At 66.9% G+C, this 19,917-nt stretch carries 18 protein-coding genes; 15 read left to right on the plus strand and 3 right to left on the minus strand.

The window, feature by feature from the left end; translation table 11 throughout:
• The 7 genes from ACGLHR_RS36410 to ACGLHR_RS36440 all read left to right on the plus strand — a co-directional run.
• Positions 1-411: HAD family hydrolase (locus ACGLHR_RS36410; protein ID WP_400100050.1), on the plus strand; the 411-nt coding region annotated here is incomplete at its 5' end.
• Between the two features lie 227 nt (positions 412-638).
• Positions 639-2,441, plus strand: coding sequence for a cytochrome P450 (locus ACGLHR_RS36415; protein ID WP_400100092.1), 1,803 nt, complete (start codon positions 639-641; stop codon positions 2,439-2,441).
• 361 nt (positions 2,442-2,802) lie between these two features.
• Positions 2,803-3,549 carry a GntR family transcriptional regulator gene (locus tag ACGLHR_RS36420; RefSeq protein ID WP_400100052.1) on the plus strand — a complete coding sequence of 249 codons (747 nt, stop codon included), beginning with the start codon at positions 2,803-2,805 and terminating at the stop codon, positions 3,547-3,549.
• 76 nt (positions 3,550-3,625) lie between these two features.
• The gene (locus tag ACGLHR_RS36425) at positions 3,626-5,092 is read left to right on the plus strand and encodes a malonyl-CoA decarboxylase domain-containing protein (RefSeq protein ID WP_400100053.1); all 1,467 of its coding nucleotides are present in this window, start codon (positions 3,626-3,628) and stop codon (positions 5,090-5,092) included.
• A 107-nt stretch (positions 5,093-5,199) separates the two neighbouring features.
• Complete coding sequence (locus ACGLHR_RS36430; protein ID WP_400100055.1) at positions 5,200-6,186, plus strand: Bug family tripartite tricarboxylate transporter substrate binding protein; 987 nt, start codon at positions 5,200-5,202, stop codon at positions 6,184-6,186.
• Between the two features lie 52 nt (positions 6,187-6,238).
• Positions 6,239-7,021 carry an enoyl-CoA hydratase/isomerase family protein gene (locus ACGLHR_RS36435; RefSeq protein WP_400100057.1) on the plus strand — a complete coding sequence of 261 codons (783 nt, stop codon included), beginning with the start codon at positions 6,239-6,241 and terminating at the stop codon, positions 7,019-7,021.
• 110 nt (positions 7,022-7,131) lie between these two features.
• Complete coding sequence (locus ACGLHR_RS36440) at positions 7,132-8,685, plus strand: malonyl-CoA synthase (protein WP_400100094.1); 1,554 nt, start codon at positions 7,132-7,134, stop codon at positions 8,683-8,685.
• A 43-nt stretch (positions 8,686-8,728) separates the two neighbouring features.
• On the opposite strand, the gene ACGLHR_RS36445 is transcribed toward ACGLHR_RS36440, so the two are convergent.
• Complete coding sequence (locus ACGLHR_RS36445) at positions 8,729-9,535, minus strand: LytTR family transcriptional regulator DNA-binding domain-containing protein (RefSeq protein WP_400100058.1); 807 nt, start codon at positions 9,533-9,535, stop codon at positions 8,729-8,731.
• A 229-nt stretch (positions 9,536-9,764) separates the two neighbouring features.
• Here ACGLHR_RS36445 and ACGLHR_RS36450 point away from each other — a divergent pair, with 229 nt between their 5' ends.
• The 8 genes from ACGLHR_RS36450 to ACGLHR_RS36485 are packed head-to-tail and all read left to right on the plus strand — an operon-like array spanning position 9,765 to position 18,101.
• A complete protein-coding gene (locus ACGLHR_RS36450) occupies positions 9,765-10,631 on the plus strand; it encodes an FAD binding domain-containing protein (protein ID WP_400100060.1) in 867 nt (288 codons plus the stop codon).
• A gap of 36 nt (positions 10,632-10,667) precedes the next feature.
• Positions 10,668-11,189 carry a (2Fe-2S)-binding protein gene (locus ACGLHR_RS36455; protein WP_318231695.1) on the plus strand — a complete coding sequence of 174 codons (522 nt, stop codon included), beginning with the start codon at positions 10,668-10,670 and terminating at the stop codon, positions 11,187-11,189.
• Positions 11,190-11,236: 47 nt separating this feature from the next.
• Entirely contained in the window at positions 11,237-13,639 is a 2,403-nt protein-coding gene (locus ACGLHR_RS36460; protein WP_400100062.1) for an aerobic carbon-monoxide dehydrogenase large subunit, read from the plus strand.
• Between the two features lie 23 nt (positions 13,640-13,662).
• Positions 13,663-14,280 (plus strand): SRPBCC family protein, encoded by a 618-nt coding sequence (locus ACGLHR_RS36465; RefSeq protein WP_400100064.1) that lies wholly within the window; start codon positions 13,663-13,665, stop codon positions 14,278-14,280.
• Positions 14,281-14,310: 30 nt separating this feature from the next.
• Positions 14,311-15,204, plus strand: a complete 894-nt coding sequence (locus ACGLHR_RS36470) for an AAA family ATPase (protein ID WP_400100066.1) — start codon at positions 14,311-14,313, stop codon at positions 15,202-15,204.
• Positions 15,198-16,397, plus strand: coding sequence for a VWA domain-containing protein (locus tag ACGLHR_RS36475; RefSeq protein WP_400100068.1), 1,200 nt, complete (start codon positions 15,198-15,200; stop codon positions 16,395-16,397). The genes ACGLHR_RS36470 and ACGLHR_RS36475 overlap by 7 nt, the downstream gene beginning before the upstream one ends.
• Positions 16,394-17,464: an XdhC family protein gene (locus ACGLHR_RS36480; protein ID WP_400100070.1), complete on the plus strand. Its 1,071-nt coding sequence runs from the start codon at positions 16,394-16,396 to the stop codon at positions 17,462-17,464. The genes ACGLHR_RS36475 and ACGLHR_RS36480 overlap by 4 nt, the downstream gene beginning before the upstream one ends.
• 10 nt (positions 17,465-17,474) lie before the next feature.
• Positions 17,475-18,101 (plus strand): NTP transferase domain-containing protein, encoded by a 627-nt coding sequence (locus tag ACGLHR_RS36485; protein WP_400100071.1) that lies wholly within the window; start codon positions 17,475-17,477, stop codon positions 18,099-18,101.
• Between the two features lie 165 nt (positions 18,102-18,266).
• Here the strand turns inward: ACGLHR_RS36485 and ACGLHR_RS36490 are convergent, their stop codons facing one another.
• Positions 18,267-18,968 carry an SIMPL domain-containing protein gene (locus ACGLHR_RS36490; RefSeq protein WP_400100073.1) on the minus strand — a complete coding sequence of 234 codons (702 nt, stop codon included), beginning with the start codon at positions 18,966-18,968 and terminating at the stop codon, positions 18,267-18,269.
• A gap of 109 nt (positions 18,969-19,077) precedes the next feature.
• Positions 19,078-19,890 carry a sulfite exporter TauE/SafE family protein gene (locus tag ACGLHR_RS36495; RefSeq protein WP_267604116.1) on the minus strand — a complete coding sequence of 271 codons (813 nt, stop codon included), beginning with the start codon at positions 19,888-19,890 and terminating at the stop codon, positions 19,078-19,080.
• Between the last annotated feature and the right edge of the window lie 27 nt (positions 19,891-19,917).

Consider the following 19,917-nt stretch of genomic DNA (forward strand, 5'->3'; position numbering starts at 1 on the left):
TCAGCATTGGACGCCTACGGCGTCCGCGCTATCCTTCCTCGGCCTGAAGGCCGAGGTTTGACGCGCATCCCGATCAAGGACCGGCTCGGGCGCGTGGGCTTGCTGGATTTCTTTGCTTGCGTCTCGGGTGGCGATGAGGTGCGCCGCGGCAAGCCCGACCCGGCGCTCTACCAGCTGGCCGCCGAGCGCCTCGGCGTGGCGCCGCAGGCGTGCCTGGCGTTCGAGGACAGCGAGAACGGCGCAACGGCCGCGAACCGCTCGGGCGCACAGGTGGTGGTGGTGCCCGATATCAAGCCGCCTTCGCCGGCCGTGACCGGATTCAGTTTCCGCATACTGGGCACGCTGCATGAGGCGATCCCGTACATTCCGCGTTGGTTCGGCCGCACAGGCCCAGCGGGGCTGGAGCCATAGCGCCTGGGGCACAGCCTGCCGATGTTCCTCGCGAGAGGTCGGGCTCGGTGGTGTGGATGGCTGGTATGTGATGGCCGCGCGGTATCGGCATGGCGGCTTCGGCATGGGCGTCAACGGCGCTTGGGCAGGACCGCTGGCGGTGTGTATTCTTCCCGTCAGGCGGGCCGTTTGACACATCCCGCCCCTATTCGCCAAGAGGGGGCTGCCCATGAACGACAGCGGTGGAAATGGCACGTGAGGCGGCTGGAGCCGAGGCTTCCCCGAGGCGGGTACGCGTCGCTGCCACGGCGGACCTGCGCGACGACGTTGCGCTGCCGGCCAGTGTGGACGGGGTGGATCTCGTCGTGATCGGACATGGCGGCGGCGCCGTGGTCTACCAGGGACACTGCCCCCACCGGGGCACGCTGCTGGCGGAAGGCGCCATCGAAAACGGTACGCTGACATGCCGTGGGCACGGCTGGCGTTTCGACTGCGGTTCCGGAAGCGCGGCCGAGCGGCCCGAGGTCTGCCTCAAGCGGTTCACCGCCTTCGTCGAAGACGGCGAGGTCAGGGTGGAGCGCGACGACGTGCTCGCGTGGCAGCGCCTGCAGGCAGAGCGGGATGCGGCGTCGCCAGCGTCGCGGTCGAGCCCTGGCCTGCGCTCGCTCGCAGAGCTTCCCGGGCCGAAGGGGCTGCCCTTGCTAGGCAGCGCGTTGCAGTTGCAATGGGAGCAGCGGCGGATGCACCTGGTCTTCGAGCAATGGTGCGAGGCGTTCGGTCCCCTGTACAGCATCCGCCTGATGAACCGGCTGGCCCTGGTGGTCGCGCAGGGGGAGTTGATCGACAAGATCCTCCATGACCGGCCCGAGACCTATCGCCGTATCGGCGCGCTCGAGGCGGTGGCGCTGGAGTTGGGCGCGCTCGGCGTGTTCGCCGCCGAGGGTGAGGTGTGGCGCAGGCAGCGCCGGCCGGTCGCGCAGGCGCTCGACGCGCACCGGCTGCGCGATTTCTTTCCAATGCTGTCCAGCGTCACACTGAGGCTGAAGCGGCGATGGCAAAAGGCGGCCGCGCAAAGACGGCATGTGGATGTGCAGCATGACCTGATGCGGTACACCGTTGACGTGACGACCGCCCTGGCCTTCGGCTACGACATGAATACGCTGGAGCGCGAAGGCGAGGCTATCCAAAAGCATCTAGAACAGATCTTGCCGATGGTGAACCGGCGCATCAATGCGCCATTTCCGTACTGGCACTACCTCAGGCTGCCGGCGGACCGCTCGTTCGACCGTGCCATGGTGGCGATCCGCCAAACCATCGGCGAGTTCATCGCCGCGGCACGCCAGCGGCTGGCGCAGAGCCCGGAGCTCGCCGCGCATCCGACCAACTTCCTGGAGGCGATGCTGGTTGCCCAGGCCGCGGGCCAGGCGTCGCTGGACGATGAGGAGCTGTTCGCAAACATCTTCACCATGCTGGTAGCGGGCGAGGATACGACCGCCAACACCATCGCCTGGATGATGCATTTCATGTGCAGCCACCCGGAGGTGCAGCACAGGATGCAGGAGGAAGTTGGGGCGGTGCTGGGGCAGGCAGAGGTCTTGCAGGACATACGAGATGCCGCCAGGCTCGTGTATGTGGAGGCGGTCGCGCATGAATCGCTGCGGCTCAAGCCGGTCGCGCCGCTCCTCTTCCTCGAACCCAACGTCGATGTGGCTGTCGGCGGCGTGCGGGTGCCGCGCGGGACGCTGGTCGTGCTGTTGAACCGGCCCAACGCGCTGCAGGAGCGCAACTTCCCCGCTGCCCGGGAGTTCCGGCCGGAGCGCTGGCTGCAGGGCGCGGCGGCGGCCCAGCATCGCAGCGGCTTCGTGCCGTTCGGCTCGGGACCGCGCTTGTGTCCGGGACGCAATCTCGCGTTGCTGGAGGCCAAGGCGGCGATTTCGATGGTCTGCCAGAACTTTGATGTCAGGCATGCGCCGGGATCGGGGCCAGTGGGGGAGGCCTTTGTCTTTACGATGATGCCGACGGATTTGCAGGTGGTTTTTTCAGGGCGCTAGCGCAATGGCGCTCGAGACTGGCGTGGCCACCGTGGCAATTCACGCCCGCGCCTGCGTGCTGCGGCGCGTCAGCGAGAGTGCCAGGGCGAGCGCTGGCTGGTACGGCGGCTGCACAGCCTGTGCCGGAGCCACGCCGGCACAGGCGAGGCGGGCTAGTCAGGGTACTTAACCGTCACTGTCCAGGGGCGTCGCGGCCCAATTTCACCTTCCTGGTGCATGCAGCGCATGTGGCTGCGCAACATCGAATTGTCTTGTCTTCGCGCCGCCGTTATTCATAATTATGAATTATTGGGCCTGGCAAGACACATTTCATCGCTTCATCCGCCACCCCGATGCCGTTGCATTTCCGTCCGGAGGCACCATGCGCATCATCCAGCAGGCCCTGTACCTTGAAGTCGCGGAGCGCCTGCGCACCATGATCGACGAGCACGCGCTGATGCCCGGCGCCTGGATCGACGAAGCCGCGGTGGCCGATTCGATGGGGATCTCGCGCACGCCGATGCGCGAGGCGCTCAAGGTGCTGGCCGCCGAAGGCCTGGTGCGGCTGGAGCCGCGCCGCGGCTGCTTCGTCAACGCGCTGTCCGAGCAGGACCTCGACGAGATCTTCCCGCTGATGGCGCTGCTGGAAGGGCGCTGCGCCTATGAGGCCGCGCGCAACGCCACCGCCGAGGACCTGGACGCGCTCGAAAGCCTGCACGCCGACCTGACGCAGTATGCGCAAGCCGGCAATATCGACGCCTACTACGAAACCAACTACCAGATCCACGAAGCCATCCAGCGGCTCGCAGGCAATCGCTGGCTGTCCGGCCTGATCAGCGACCTGCGCAAGGTGCTGCGGCTGTCGCGCCACAAGAGCCTGAAGCTGCCAGGCCGCATCCGCGAATCCTGCGCCGAGCATCTGTCGGTGTTCTCCGCGCTCAAGGCGCATGACCCGGAAGGCGCCGAAACCCTGATGAAGACGCACTTGCTGCGCCAGCGCGGCGCCCTCAGGGCGCTGGACGCCGCGGAGATGGCCGAGGCCGGCGACGTTGTCGATGGCGGCGATCCGCCCCCCGGCACACAGCACGCCCGCCTGCACCTGGCGGGCAAATCATCCACTGACCGATAGTCCGATAGTCCGATAGTCCGATGGACCGATAGCAGCTAACAGACAGCCAAGAAGACAGCCAAGAGCAGGTACGCCCATGGATTCCCTCAGCAACAGCGAACAGAAAGTCAGCGCTCCCCTTAGCGGCCATGAGCCGTTGGCGGACACCCTGTTGTCGCGCTTCGGCCGGTGGTGGGGCCGTAAGGGCGATGGCAAGGCCAAGCCGAATGCGGCTGCGGATGCCAAGGCGCACGCCAAGGCCGTGGCGCTCCCGGCTCGCGTGCTGCGCCGGCAGCGCGAGCAGCTGCGCCAGTGCTTCGACGCGCGCCTGACCGACAGCGCCGCCAATACCGCCGCGCAGACCTGGCGGGCCGAGTACGAAGCCGCGGGCGATGACGCGCGCCAGGCCATGCTCGGCGTGCTGGCCGAAGTCGCGGCCAGCGGCAGCGTGCAAGCGGATGACCAGGGCAAGGACGGCAAGGATGGCATGGACGGCAAGGCGGCCCGATCCGCGTCCGGCCTGCCGCAGGCCATGTCCAACGCGCGCATCCGTTTTTTCAAGCGGCTGGCTGCCCTGCACGGGCAGCAGGGCGCGAGCGTCTGCGGCTTGCATTTCCTGATCGGCCTGCGCGCGGACATGCTGCGCTGGCACAAGCGCGTGCCGGGCCTGCGCCCGCTCGACGAGGATCTGGAGGCGTTGTTCTCCAACTGGTTCGACGTGGGCCTGCTGGAATTGCAGCCCATCACCTGGGACTCGCCCGCTTCGCTGCTGGAAAAGCTGATCCGCTACGAGGCCGTGCACGAGATCGCGTCCTGGGCGGATCTGCGCAACCGGCTCGATTCCGATCGCCGCTGCTATGCGTTCTTCCACCCGCGCATGCCGCGCGAGCCGCTGATCTTTGTCGAGGTGGCCTTCGTGCCCGAGATGGCCGCCAACGTCCACGCGCTGCTGGACGAAGCCGCGCCGCTGGAAGACCTGCGCCGCGTGAAGTGGGCGATCTTCTATTCCATCTCCAATACGCAGGCAGGCCTGCGCGGCGTGAGCTTCGGCAACTTCCTGCTCAAGCGCGTGATCGAGGAATTGCAGCGCGAGTTTCCCAAGCTCAAGCAGTTCGCCACGCTCTCGCCCATTCCCGGGTTTGCCGACTGGCTGCGCAAGCGCGATGGCGAGTCGGTGGCCAAGGTGCTGGGCGACAAGCGCCTGGCGCGCTGGAGCGAGCGTCACGGCACGCCGCCCGCCGACGGCGCCGGCTGGCTGGCCGCGCTGCCTGCCGATTCCGGGGACGCGATGGTGCGCGACACCGCGCTGGCGCTGGCCGCGCATTTTCTGGTGCGCGAGCGCCAGCAGGCGCTACCGGCCGATCCGGTGGCGCGCTTTCACCTGGGCAATGGCGCCTGCGTGGAGCGGCTGAACTGGGCCGCCGATCTGTCGCGCAAGGGGCGCGCGCAGTCGTGCGGCATGATGGTGAATTATCTTTACGTGCCCGAGGCGCTCGATGACAATCTGGTGCGCCTTGGCAACGGATCCCCGCGCATGAGCCGCGCGGTGAGCAAGCTGTTGTAACCCTGGTCAGGTAAAAGACAAGGCCGCGGGCCGCGTTCTCTGGGCCATGCCAGCCGTTCTTCATTTTGACTTTCCGCAGCAGAACAGAAGAGAGAGGAGACAGAGTCATGAATCGTCGTCAGTTTCAACTGGCAGGGCTGGCTTGCGCGCTGGGCGCGGGTTTGGGCGCGGTAGCCCCCGTGGCGCAGGCCGACACCTGGCCGTCCAAGCCGATCACCGTGATCGTGCCGTTCCCGGCCGGCGGTGGCACCGATGCCTTCGCCCGCCCGCTGACCGCGCAGCTTTCCAAGCAGGTCGGCAAGCAGTTCGTGATCGATAACCGCGGCGGCGCCGGCGGCACCGTGGGCGCCAGCATCGCGTCCAAGGCCGCGCCGGATGGCTATACCGTGTTTATCGGCGGCGCGCACCACGCCATCGCACCGTCGTTCTACAAGAAGCTCGACTACGACATCGAGAAGGATTTCATCCCCATCACCGTGATTGCGCAGCCGCCGCAGGTGATCGTGGTGAACCCGGCCAAGGTCACCGCCAACACGTTGGGCGAGCTGATCGACTACGCCAAGAAGAATCCCGGCAAGCTGAACTACGCCTCGGCCGGCAACGGCTCCTCCCACCATCTGGCGGGCGAGCTGTTCAAGCTGCAGACCAAGACCTTCATCACGCATATCCCCTACAAGGGGGCGGGCCCTGCGCTGTCCGACCTGATCGCGGGCCAGGTGGACATGGATTTCGATGGGCTCGGCTCCTCTGCCCAGCACATCCGCGCCGGCCGCATCAAGGCGCTGGCGGTGGCATCGACCAAGCGTTCGGCCGCGTTCCCGAACGTGCCCACCGCCGCCGAGGCCGGGGTGCCCAACTACGAGGTTTCCACCTGGTACGCGATGTGGGTGCCGAAGAACACGCCCAAGGACATCGTCGACAGGCTCTACACCGAAGTGGAAAAGGCGCTCAACACGCCCGAGATGAAACAGATCTGGATTGCCAACGGCTCCGACACGCCGGCCTTCACGCAAGAGCAGTTCGCGCAGTTCCAGCGCGCCGAGATCAAGCGCTGGGCTACGGTGGTGCAGCAGTCCGGCGCCAAGATCGATTGATGGAGGATAGCCAAATGGTTCCCGATGTTTCCCGTCAGCGTGGAGCGCAGGCATGAGCGGCACGGTGGCGTTCGCGCGTGAGGGTGACGTGGCCACGGTCACGCTGTCCAACGCGGGCAAGCTCAATGCCATCTCGGTGGCGATGTGGCGCGCGCTGGCGCAGGGTTTTGCGGACCTGTCCGCCGATCCCTCGCTGCGCTGCGTGGTGCTGCGCGGCGCCGATGGCAACTTTGCCGCGGGCGCCGACATTGCCGAGTTCCCCGAGCAACGGGGCGACGCCGCCGCGCTGCGCCGTTACCACGAAGCGGTGATTGCGCCCGCGCTGGCCGCCATCGCGGGCTGCCTGCATCCCACGCTGGCCATGATCGAAGGGGTTTGCGTGGGCGGCGGGCTGGAGATCGCCTGCCATTGCGACCTGCGCATCGCCGCCGACGATAGCCGCTTTGGCGTGCCGATCAACCGGCTCGGCTTTCCCATGGCGCCTGGCGAGCTGACCGGGCTGCTGGCCCTGGCGGGCCGCGCGGTGACGCTGGAGATCCTGCTGGAGGGCCGGGTGTTCGACGCTGCCGAGGCGCGCGAGAAGGGGCTGCTGACGCGCGTGGTGCCGGCCGCGTCACTTGGCGACGAAGTCGCCGCGGTCGTGAAGCGCATCGCTGCCGGCGCGCCGCTGGCCGCCCGCATCAACAAGGAGAGCATCCGCCGCCTGGCGAGCGCGCCAGCGCCGCTCACCGCGGCGGAGCTCGACGCGCACTTCCGCTATGGCGACAGCGCCGACCATGCCGAAGGCGTGGCCGCATTCCTGGCCCGCCGGCCGCCGCGCTTTACTGGGCAATAGCACGGGCAATAGCACGGGCAATAGCTTTAGGTATCATTGCCGGCTATCGATCGGATTGCCTATGCGGATTGCCCATGCTATTGCCGATTCCGTTTTTTATCTTCCGCAATATGAACGCCAACCTGTTCGCCCTATTCGAATCCCGCTTCCCGGCGGACCGCAGTGCCTGCTGCATTGAAACCCACGACGGCCTCTACTACAGCTGGGACGACCTCGACCGCGCCACCGCCAAGATGGCCAACCTGCTGGCCGCGCTCAAGCTGCCCGAAGGCGCGCGCGTGGTGGTGCAGGTGGAAAAATCGCCCGAGGCGCTGTTCCTGTACCTCGCCACGCTGCGTGCCGGCTACATTTACCTGCCGCTCAATACCGCCTACCAGGAAGCCGAGATCGACTACTTCGTGGGCAACGCGGAGCCGGCGGTGGTGGTGTGCAGCAGCGCCAACTTCGGCTGGGTCTCCAAGGTAGCGTTCCGCCACGGCACCAAGCACGTCTTCACGCTGGACGACGACCGCTCCGGCTCGCTGTTGTCCCGCGCTGCCGCGCAGCCCGACGCCTTCACCACGGTGGCGCGCGGCGCCGACGAGCTTGCCGCCATCCTCTACACCTCGGGCACCACGGGGCGCAGCAAGGGCGCCATGCTCACGCACGGCAACCTGGCGTCCAACGCCAAGACGCTGCATGCATACTGGGGCTGGCGCAACGATGACGTGCTGCTGCACATGCTGCCGATCTTCCACGTGCATGGCCTGTTCGTGGCGTCGCACGGGGCGCTGCTGGCCGGCGCCAAGATGATCTGGGCGCCCAAGCTCGACATGGCGCAGATCCTGAAATTCCTGCCGCGTTGCACCGTGATGATGGGCGTGCCCACGTATTACGTGCGCATGGTGCAGGAGCCGCGCTTTGATGACGACACCTGCCGCCGCATGCGCCTGTTCGTGTCCGGCTCCGCGCCGCTGCTGATGGAAACCTTCGATGCGTTCCGCGAGCGCACCGGGCACACCATCCTGGAGCGCTACGGCATGAGCGAGACCGTGATGCTGGTCTCCAACCCGTATGAAGCGCAGGACGGCGAGCGTATCGGCGGCACCGTCGGCAAGCCGCTGCCGGGCGTGTCGGTGCGCGTGGTGGATGGTGACGGCAAGCCTTGCGCGGCAGGCGAGATCGGCAATGTGGAAGTGCGCGGCCCGAACGTGTTCAAGGGTTACTGGCGCATGCCGGAGAAGACGCAGGAGGAGTTCACCACCGACGGCTGGTTCAAGACCGGCGACGTAGGCCGCTTTGGCGGCGCCATCGTCGGCCAGGCCGGCGAGCGCAAGGTGCCCGACGACTACCTGACCATCGTTGGCCGCAGCAAGGACCTGATCATCTCCGGTGGCTACAACGTCTACCCGAAGGAGATCGAGAGCTTTATCGACGAGATGCCGGGCGTGGCGGAAAGCGCCGTGATCGGCGTGCCGCATGCCGATTTCGGCGAGGCCGTGGTGGCGGTGGTGGTCGGCAAGCCCGGCGCCTCGCTCGACGCGCTGGGCCTGATCGGCGGGCTCAAGGGCCGCATCGCCAACTTCAAGGTGCCCAAGCGCGTGCACCTGGTCGATGAGCTGCCGCGCAACACCATGGGCAAGGTGCAGAAGAACGTGCTGCGCCAGCAGTTCGGCGAGCTATAAGCGCCCGCTACGCGAGGTGACGGCCAAGGCCGTCGCCTCGCGGCTAGACCACCCCTAGCCGTTCCTTCAACACCCCCGCCTTGGACCGGCTCACCGGCACCAACGTATTCTCCACATCATCCATCACCAGGTGGAAATGCTCTTCCGACTTGACCACCTCGATGGCATGCGCAAGGCTGACGATGTGGCTGCGGTGCACCCGCAGGTAGATGCTGTCATCCAGCCGCAGCTCCAGATCCGTCAGCGAGAGATTGGACAGGTAACGCTCGTCCTTCGTCACGATCGTCGTGTAGTGGCCGTCGCCCTGGAAACGCACGATGTCCTTCAGGTCCACCAGGATCACGCGGTTCTTGCGATAGACCGGAATCTTGAATAGCCGCCGCGGCGATGGTACGGGGCTGCCCGCGCGCTGGTCGTCCGGCTCCGTGGTGAGATCCGTCACGTCGTAGAAAATCATGCAGGTGCCGCATATTCCGCCCGAGGCCGTCATCTTGGACACCTTGATCAGCAGGATCCGGTCCGGGATATTGATCATCATGGCGAGCGGCGGCGGCGACTTCACCGGGCAGCCGCTGGCGTCCTCCGCATGCAGCAGGAAGCGCAGCTTCTCCCGGCTCTTCTCCGGATGCAGTTGCACCACGTCGATGCCGATCAGCTTGTCCTGGCTGACGCCCAGCGACTGCTCGCCGGCGGGACCCAGGATTTGCAGCGCCACATCGTTGAACGCGGTGACATGCCCTAGCGCATCGAGCCAGACAATGCCCGGATTGAACTGTTCCAGCTTGTGCTGGAACGTCTCCTGGCGTCGCGCTTCCGGCGTCGGCACGGTGAAGGGCGCATGGCGGTCCATTCACATCTCCTGGTCTTTCCTGGGGCCCATCGCGCGCCTGGCGGGGCATTTCCGTTGTATGTGCAAGCCGCATTTCGTGCAAGTTTTCCGACGCTTGGCGCGGGCAGGACGGCGGTTCGGGAAATCAAATTGATTTGCTGCGCTGCATTATGAAATGCTCCAAGAAACACAACACGCCCGGCCCCTCGCCGCGCGTGCATGGCGGCAGGCACATGACAAGGAGACTAGCGTGATACCTCGTGCGTTCGAATACCATGCGCCGACGACGCTGCCCGAGGCGTTTGCGCTGCTCGGCGAATACGGCGACGACGCCAAGCTCCTGGCCGGCGGGCACAGCCTGCTGCCCATGATGAAGCTGCGCTTTGCCGAGCCCGCCCACCTGATCGACCTGGGCAAGCTGGCGGAACTCAAGGGCATCCGCGAGGCCGTCGGGGAGATCCGCATCGGCGCCATGACCACCGAGAACGAGTTGATCTGGTCGGCGCTGCTGCAGGAAAAATGCCCCTTGCTGGTCGAAGGCGCGCGCCTGATCTCGGACCCGCAGGTGCGCTACCGCGGCACCATCGGCGGCGACATCTCGCACGGCGATCCGGGCAATGATCATCCGGCTTTGATGATCGCGCTGGATGCCTCGTTCGTGCTCGCGGGCAAGCTGGCCGAGCGCGTGGTCCCGGCCGATGGCTTCTTTCTCGGCACCTACATGACGCTGCTCGAAGCCAGCGAGATCCTGACCGAGATCCGCATTCCGGTGCCGGCAACGGGCGCGGGCCATTGCTACGCCAAGCTCAAGCGCAAGTCCGGCGACTTCGCCACCGCGGCCACGGCTGTGATGCTGCGGATGCGCGGAGAGACGGTGGAGGATGTGCGCATCGCGTTGACCAATGTGGCGCCGTGCGTGCTGCGGGCGAACGATGCGGAGGATTTCCTGCGCGGCAAGCCGCTGGACGATGCCGCCATTGCCGAGGCCGCGCGGCTGGCCATGGCCATCTGCGATCCGGCCGAGGACCTGCGCGGCGACGTCGCATACAAGACGGCGATGGCGGGCGAGATGACGCAGCGGGCGCTGCGCGTCGCGTACTCGCGGGCGGCGCACTGAAAGCACAACACGGCAGGCAGGTTCCGGAGGCACGACATGAGCAAGAAGACGATGGTGTCGTTCAAGCTGAACGGCAAGGAGACCGACGTGGTGGTGGAGCCGCGCGAGCTGCTGATCCACACGCTGCGCGAGAAGTGCCTGCACACCGGCCCGCACATCGGCTGCGAGACCTCGCACTGCGGCGCCTGCACGGTCGACATGAACGGCATGTCCGTCAAATCGTGTACGGTGCTGACGGTGCAGGCGGAAGGGGCGGACTTGCTGACCGTCGAAGGCATGGCGTCGGGCGGCGAGCTGAGCGCGCTGCAGGAGGGTTTCATGCAGGAACACGCGCTGCAATGCGGCTTCTGCACGCCAGGCATGCTGATCCGCGCCCACCGGCTGCTGCAGGAGATTCCTGACCCGAGCGAGGAAGAGATCCGCTACTGGATGGCCGGCAACCTTTGCCGCTGCACCGGCTACCAGAACATCGTCAAGGCGGTGCAGTACGCCGTGCGCAAGCTGCGCGGCGAAGCGGTCCAGACCTCGCATCCGCTGATGGGCGAAGCGACGCACTGATCCGCAATGATCCCTCATCGACGCAACGGAGAAGCATGATGGGAAACATGAATGCGCAATCCGAGCGCTTGGCCGCGCTGGAAGGCATGGGCTGCTCGCGCAAGCGCCGCGAGGATCCGCGCTTCCTGCAGGGCAAGGGTACCTATGTCGACGACATCAAGATGCCGGGCATGCTGTTTGGCGTGATGGTGCGCAGCCCGTACGCCCATGCCCGCGTGAAGTCGATCGACAAGTCCCGCGCGCTGGCGCATCCCGGCGTGCACGCGGTGCTGACCGCCGACGACCTGAAGCCGCTCAAGCTGCACTGGATGCCCACGCTCGCCGGCGATGTGCAGGCGGTGCTGGCGGATGAGAAAGTCTGCTTCCAGAACCAGGAGGTGGCGTTCGTCGTGGCCGACGACCGCTATGTGGCGGCCGATGCCGCGGAACTGGTGGATGTGGAATACGAGGAGCTGCCCGCGCTGGTCGATCCGCTGCAGGCTCTGGCGCCTGACGCGCCGGTGATTCGCGAGGACATCCGCGACAAGCAGGCGGGCGCGCATGGCGCGCGCCGGCATCCCAACCACATCTTTACGTGGAATATCGGCGACAAGGACAAGACCGACCGCGTGTTCGACAACGCGGCGGTCACCGTCACGCAGGACATGCTGTACCCGCGCGTGCATCCGTGCCCGCTCGAGACCTGTGGCTGCGTGGCGTCCTACGACAAGGCGCGCGGAGACCTGACCGTCTACATCACCTCGCAGGCGCCGCACGTGGTGCGCACGGTGGTGGGGCTGCTCTCGTCTATCCCGGAATCCAAGATCCGCATCATCTCGCCGGATATCGGCGGCGGCTTCGGCAACAAGGTGGGCGTGTATCCCGGCTATGTGGTGTCCATCGTGGCATCGATCGTGCTCGGCCGGCCCGTCAAGTGGATCGAGTCGCGCGCCGAGAACCTCAGCACCACGGCGTTCGCCCGCGACTATCACATGAAGGGCGAACTGGCCGCGGACAGCGATGGCCGCATCAAGGCATTGCGCGTGCATGTCATCGCGGATCACGGCGCGTTCGACGCGTGCGCCGACCCCACCAAGTGGCCGGCGGGCATGTTCCATGTCTGTACCGGTTCCTACGCCATTCCCAATGCCTTCGTGTCGGTCGATGGCGTCTACACCAACAAGTTTCCCGGCGGCGTGGCGTATCGGTGCTCGTTCCGCGTGACGGAGGCGGTCTACCTGATCGAGCGCATGATCGACGTGCTCGCGCTCAAGCTCGGCATCGACAAGACGGAGCTGCGGCTGCGCAATTTCATCCGCAAGGAGCAGTTCCCATATCTCACGCCGCTGGGGCTCGAGTACGACTCCGGCGACTACGAAACCGCGCTCAGGAAGGTGATGGACGCCGTCGACTATCCCGCGCTGCGCGCCGAGCAAGCGGCGCGGCGCGCGGATGCCAACGCGGAGTGGCTGATGGGCATCGGCGTGAGCACGTTCACCGAGATTGTCGGCGCGGGACCGTCGAAGTCCTGCGACATCCTGGGCATCGGCATGTTCGATTCCTGCGAGATCCGCGTGCATCCCGATGGCTCGGCCATTGCCCGCATGGGCACGATCACGCAGGGGCAGGGGCACCAGACCACCTACGCGCAGATCATCGCGTCGGAGGCGGGCATCCCGGCATCGGTGATCCAGGTGGAGGAGGGCGATACCTCCACCGCGCCGTATGGCCTGGGCACGTATGGCTCGCGCTCCACGCCGGTGGCCGGCGCGGCGGTGGCGCGCGCGGCGCGCAAGATCCGCGAGAAGGCACGCCTGATCGCCGCACACCTGTTCGAGGTCAGCCCGGACGATGTCGAGTTCGACCTGGACCGCTTTGCGCTCAAGGGCTCACCGGGGCAGTTCAAGACCTTGAAGGAAGTGGCCTGGGCTGCCTACAACAACGTGCCGGAAGGCATGGAGATGGGGCTGGAAGCGGTGGACTACTACGATCCGCCGAACTTCACGTTCCCCTTCGGCGCTTACTTGTGCGTGCTGGACATCAACCGCTATTCGGGCGAAACGCGCGTGCGCCGCTTCTACGCGCTCGATGATTGCGGCACGCGCATCAACCCCATGATCATCGAAGGCCAGATCCACGGCGGCCTGACGGAAGGCTTTGCGGTGGCGATGGGGCAGGAGCTGCCTTACGACGAGGCCGGCAACCTGCTGGGCGCGACGCTGCTGGATTACTTCGTCCCCACCGCGCTGGAAACGCCGCATTGGGAGACCGATTTCACAGTCACGCCATCGCCGCATCATCCGATCGGGGCCAAGGGCGTGGCGGAGTCGCCGCACGTCGGCTCGATCCCGTGCTTCACCTCGGCGGTGGTCGATGCCTTCGCGCATCTGGGTGTCACGCATATGAACATGCCCCACAACGCCTATCGCGTCTGGCAGCAGAGCCAGGCGCTGGGGCTGGCCGGGCGCTGAGGCACGAACCTGAGGACAGGCTGATGAAAGTCGCGCTTGAGAAGGTGTTTCCGCTGGCATCCGCGGCCGATGCCGCGTGGCAATCCTTGCAGGATATCGAGGCCGTGGCCGCGTGCATGCCGGGCGCGAAGCTCACGGAGCGCGTGGACGACACGCACTACAAGGGGACGATCACCGTGCGGCTCGGCCCGGCCACGATGTCGTTCAAGGGCGACATCGAAGTGCTTGGCCTGGATCCGCAAGCGCGCAGCTTGCACCTGGCCGGCAAGGGCGCGGATTCGACGGGGCAGTCCGCCGCGTCGATGGACCTGCTGGCGGCGGTGCGGGCAACCGGTGCGACGTGTGAGCTGGCTGGCAGGAGCGAGGTATCGATGAGCGGGAAGGCGGCGGCCTTCGGCGGGCGCATGATGAATACGGTGGCCGACCAGATCCTCAAGCAATTTGCCGACAACTTCGCGGCGCTGGTGCGGGCGCGGCAGGCACAGCCAATGCCTGAGTCTTCCGCTACGGACGCGCCGGCGGCTACACCGGCAGCTACACCGGCGGCGCCCGCGCCGCAGGCCGAGCTCAATGGCCTGGCGCTCGCCTGGGCCGTGGTGCGCGACTGGTTGCGCGGTATCTTCTCGCGCAAGGCCACCTGAGCGATGCTTGATGAGATGAAAGATGCCGCCATGACCACTGACCGCATGCACGACGTAGTGACGCTGCAGCAGTGCCTGGAGGGCCATGGCTATATCGCCGAGCGCAGCTTCGCGGCAACCTTGCTGCTGACCATGGAAATGCGCCGGCCGCTGCTGCTGGAAGGCGAGGCGGGCGTCGGCAAGACCGAGGTCGCCAAGGCGCTCGCGCGGCTGCTGGATACGCGCCTGATCCGGCTGCAATGCTACGAGGGGCTGGACGCGCATTCAGCGCTCTACGAGTGGAATTACCAGCACCAGCTGCTGGCGATCAAGCTGCTGGAGCAGGATGAACGATCCGTGCTGGACAAGGAGCAGGATATCTTCTCCGAGCGCTACCTGTTGAAGCGCCCGCTGCTGGAAGCCATCACCACCACGCCGGCGCCCGTGCTGCTGATCGACGAGATCGACCGCACCGACGAAGCCTTCGAGGCCTATCTGCTGGAGCTGCTGTCGGACTTCCAGATGTCCATCCCGGAGCTCGGCGTGATCCGCGCGGCCGAGCGGCCCTTTGTGATCCTCACCTCCAACGGCACGCGCGAGATCTCGGATGCGTTGCGACGCCGCTGCCTGTACCAGTACGTGGACTATCCGAGCTACGACAAAGAGCTGCGGATCGTGCGCAAGCAGGTGCCGGATGTACCGGAGAAGCTGGCCCGCCAGATCGTGGAGTTTGTGCAGGCAGTTCGGCAGATGGAGATGCAGAAGCGGCCAGGCCTGGCCGAGACGCTCGACTGGGCGTCCGCGCTGCTGCGCCTCGGTGTCAGCGCGCTGGAGGCCGATGGCGCCGAGCGCATCATGGATTCCCTGTCCGCGCTGCTCAAGACGCGCGCGGACCAGGCCGGGCTGACCCGCCCGGTCGTTGAAAAGCTGGCTGCCGCATGCTGAGCGCGATCCCTTGCGCCAAAGAACGGGCGCCCCCGCATGGCCTCGAGGCCATCCTCGAATCCCGCTACACCGGGTTCGCGGGATGGCTGCGGGCCAACGGTTTCTCCATCACCAGCAGCGAGATGGCCGCCGCGATGGAGGTGGCCGAGCGCATGGGGCAACTGGACAGCCAGTTGCTGCGCTGGAGCCTGCGCGCGCTGCTGTGCTCGCGCGCCGAGGAGTGGCGCCGCTTCGACGCCCTGTTCGACACCTACTTCCTGCGGCCGAACCGCCGCGCGCTGGTGCAGTCGCGTGCCAGCGGTGCCGGCCGCATGGAGCGCGAGCGCGACGCCGGCCTGCGCGACGATAGCGAGGGCACGCCGCTGGCGCCGGGCGGGCGTGGCAATGATGCCCCCGAGATGGGCGGCGCGGCCGCACGTGGCATGTCGGCAGAGGCGTCGCTGGCGCACGCGGATTTCCGTCATCTCAACCAGCCGGATGCGATGTTCGCCATCGACGAGGCCATGCGGCGCTTCGCACAGCGGCTGCGCGGCATACAGACGCGCCGCGAGCGCAGTGCCGTGTCCGGCCGCGTCATCGACATGGCGTCGACGGTGCGGCGCAGCGTGTCGCGCGGCGGCCTGCCGCTGGACCTGGCGTGGCGGCGCCGGCAGCGGCGGCGTCCGCGCATCGTCCTGCTGCTGGACGTGAGCCGCTCGATGAGCCTGTACAGCTTCTTCTTCCTGCGGCTGGCGCGCGTGCTGAGCGCCCGCGTGTCCGACGTGCATTGCTTCATCTTTCATACGCGGCTGGTGGGCATCGCGCAGGCGCTGCGCGATCCGGATCCCCTGCGCTCGCAGGAGCGCCTGGCGCTGCTGTCGGCCGGGTGGGCGGGCGGCACGCGCATCGGCGAAAGCCTGATTGAGTTCAACCGGCAGTACGCGGCGGCGCTGCTGCATTCGCGCACCGCCGTTGTGATCGTCAGCGATGGCTACGATGCCGGCGCACCGGCGTTGCTGCAGCAATCGCTGCAACAGATCCGCCGCCGTTGCCGCAGCGTGGTCTGGCTCAATCCGCTGGTGGGGCAGCCCGGCTTTACGCTGACCAGCGCGGGCATGGCGGCGGCGCTGCCGTATGTGGACCTGCTGGCCGGCGCGCGCGACCTGGCGAGCCTGCAGCAGGTTTTGCCCCAAGTGCTATCGGTGCTGCAATGAACGACGATACCCTCCTGCAACTCGAGCAACGGCTGATCGAAGCCTCGCTGCCGTTTGCCGTCACCACCGTGATCCGCGCGCTGCCGCCCACTTCGGCATGGGTCGGCGCGCAGGCGCTGGTCGAGGCCGATGGCGCCCTGCATGGCTGGATCGGGGGTGGCTGCTCGCGCACCATCGTGATTCAGGCCGCACTCGAGGCGATCCGCTCGGGGCAGCCCAAGCTGCTGCGCATCAGCAACACGCTCGCCACGCAGGAGGCCGATGTGGAGGACCACGCCATGCCCTGCGCGAGCAATGGCACCATCGAGCTCTTCATCCAGCCAACCGTGCCACCGCCCGTGGTGCTGGTACTGGGCGCAACGCCCACAGCGCTCGAGGCCTGTGTGCTCGCGCAGCGCATGGGGCTGCGCGTGGCTGCCGCGGCAAGCGTGACCTTGCCGCTCGCTGCGCTCGGCCTGCAGCGCGTCATCGAAGGCTTCGACAGCGCGGCATTCGCCTTGCTGAAGCCACAGCTGGTGCTGGTGGCCACCCAGGGCGATGCGGATGAGCAAGCCCTGGAAGCGGCCCTGCGCAGCCCGGCAGCGGCAGTGCTGCTGGTGGCGAGCCAGCGCAAGGCGGACAAGCTGCGCGAGGCCATGCGCGTGCGCGGCATCGAGCCGCAACGGCTGGCTGCGCTGCATGCGCCGGCCGGGCCCTATATCCATGCGCGGACCCCGGAAGAGATCGCGCTCGGCGCGGTCGCGGGGCTGGTGGCGCTGCGCCGCTCGCTGGAGCAGGAGCAGGCGGGCGGGGCGTTGCTCCCCGGCACAGCTGGGACGCTGCCCAAAGTGCGGCCGTGCGAGTCGATGGCACCGGTTGTGCCTGTGGCGCCTGTGGCGCCGACGCCAGCGCGCTACGTCAATCCAGTCTGCGGGATGGCGATCGATATCGCGTCTGCAAAGTATGTCGTCGACTACGGCGGGCAGCGGCTGTACTTCTGCTGCGACGGCTGCAAGGTCGAGTTCGAGCGCGAGCCCGGCAAATACCTGGCGATCGCGCAGGGCGCGCAGCAAGGCGAAACCACCTGAGCGTGAAGACATGGATGACACTACAAACGCGCCGCTGGCTTTCTCGGCGGTGGTGCTTGCCGCGGGCACGTCATCAAGGATGGGCGGCAAGCACAAGCTGCTGCTGCCGGTGGCCGGAGAGCCTGCGGTCAGGCGCACCGTGAGCGCCGTGCTGGCGGCGGGCCCACGGGAGCTTGTGGTGGTAACGGGTTTCAATGGCCGCGCGGTGACCGAAGCGCTCGCGGACTTGCCGGTCAGCTTCCAGCCTAATCTGCGCTATGAAGAAGGGCAGATGACCTCGGTGGCCGCCGGCGTTGCCGCGCTGCGCCTGCCGTGCAGCATCGTGCTGGTCTGCCTGGCCGACCAGGTCTTGCTGGGGCCCGGCGATTACCTGGAGCTGGTGCGCGCGTTCGGCGCGATGCCGCATGGCTCGATCCTGGTCCCGGTGTTCGAGGGGCAGCGCGGCAATCCCGTGGCGTTCTCGGCCAGTTATGCCGCCGAGGTAGTGGCGGGGCACGTGAATCCCGGCTGCCGCAAATTGATCGCCGACCATCCGGCCGAGGTCTCCGTCCATGCAGCCAGCCATGATCGCTTTACCACCGACATGGATACGCCCGAGGACTACGCCCGCATTGTCGAGCGGCTAGGCGTGGGCTAGTGACAAAGTCGATTCTGCGCTGTCGCGCTCCCCCTCTCCCACTTGTGGGAGAGGGGCTGGGGGAGAGGGAGAAACTGCCGTCGTCATGGCGCGCGGCTTTGGCCCGTTCGGCGGCTTCGGCTTGTGCCTCAGGTTTGGCTGGTCTTCGCGTCTTGTGCGGGAGACTTACTTCAGCATCTGCACCGAGCCGTTCACCGTCACGGTGACCTGGGCCTTGCCGCCCTCGACCGGCACCGGCGCGGAATCGGCCATCATGGCCTTGGCCGCATACATGCGCGGCATCGGCTGCACTGCGCCCACCTCGCCCACCTGCACTTCACGGATGGTGTAGCTGCCGTAGCCGAACAGCTTGGTGGTGGCCTGCGCCTTGTCGCGGAACGACGCCACGGCCTGTTCGGTCAGCTTGGCCTCGGCGGCCAGGCGGGCTTCGCGCGAGAGCGAGAAGCTGATGTTCTGCACCTGCATCTGGCTGGCGAGCTGGCCCGCGAGCTTGGACACGGCCGTGAAATCGCGCGATTCCAGAATCACCTCGGCGCGGCCGCGCCAGGTGCTGATGCGCCCGTTCTTGTCGTTGGACGGATAGATGGTGAAGCCGCCCGATTGCGCCTGCACGCCATTGGTACGCTTGGCCTGTGCGATCACATCTGCCGTCTTGGCCGACAGCGCCGAGGAGATCGCGCCCGGTTCCGCGCCTTCCTGCTCGGCTGCGAGCGTCAGGTGGACCACGTCGGTCGGCACTTCGGTGGCGGCCTGGGCGGACAGCGACAGCACGCCGGCAGGGGCCGGGTCGTGGGTCGGGCCACCGCTCTGGGCGGAGGCAACCATGGCGGTGGTACCGAGCAGCGTGGCGGCAAGCAGGTGTTTCATTGCATTTTCCCTTTCAAGACGATGGGTATCAGACGCGCTCCCAAGGTGATCGTTCCGCTACGTGGCGTGCGACCTTGTATCTACTTGTATCTTCGGCTGCCGTGGTCCTTCAGAACGCGTGCCAGGCCTTCCACAGCATATAGGCCGACAGGCTGAACAGCAGGCAGGCGAAGACCTTCTTCAACTGCCCGACATCCATGCGGTGCGCGGTGCGCGCGCCCAGCGGCGCGGTCAGCACGCTGGCCAGCGCGATCACCGCCAGCGCCGGCAGGTAGATGTAGCCGAGCGAGCCGGCCGGCAGCCCGGTCTGGCCCAGCCCGCTCCATACGTAGCCGATCACGCTCGCCACCGCGATGGGAAACCCCAGCGCGGCCGAGGTGGCCACGGCGTTGTGGATGGGCACATTGCACCAGGTCATGAACGGCACCGAGACAAAGCCGCCGCCGGCGCCCACCAGGCTGGACAGGAAGCCGATCACGCCGCCCGCGCCCAGCATGCCCGGCGTGCCCGGGAGTTGCCGGTGCGGGGCGGGCTTGCGGTTGCGCAGCATCTGCCACGCCGAAAAGCCGACGAATATGGCGAACAGCAGGGACAGCCAGCTGGTCTTGAGCGCCGCGAAGACCTTGCCGCCGCCGATCATGCCGCCGATCAGGATGCCGGGCGCCAGCGCGAATACCAGCTTCCAGCGCACCATGCCGCGCTTGTGGTGGGCGCGTACCGACGACAGCGAAGTGAACAGGATGGTCGCCATGGAGGTGGCGATGGCCATATGGACGATGGCCTCCTGGGGGAAGGCCAGGGCGGTGAACAGCAGCGTGAGGAAGGGCACCATCAGCATGCCGCCGCCCACGCCAAGCAAGCCGGCGCAGAAGCCGGTAAAGGCGCCGAGCATCAACAGCCCGGGAATCAGGGAAAAGCTCATGAAGCGGAATCGACCTTGTTGGTGTTG

This window comes from Cupriavidus sp. CuC1, assembly GCF_044627735.1.
Lineage (GTDB): Bacteria > Pseudomonadota > Gammaproteobacteria > Burkholderiales > Burkholderiaceae > Cupriavidus > Cupriavidus ulmosensis.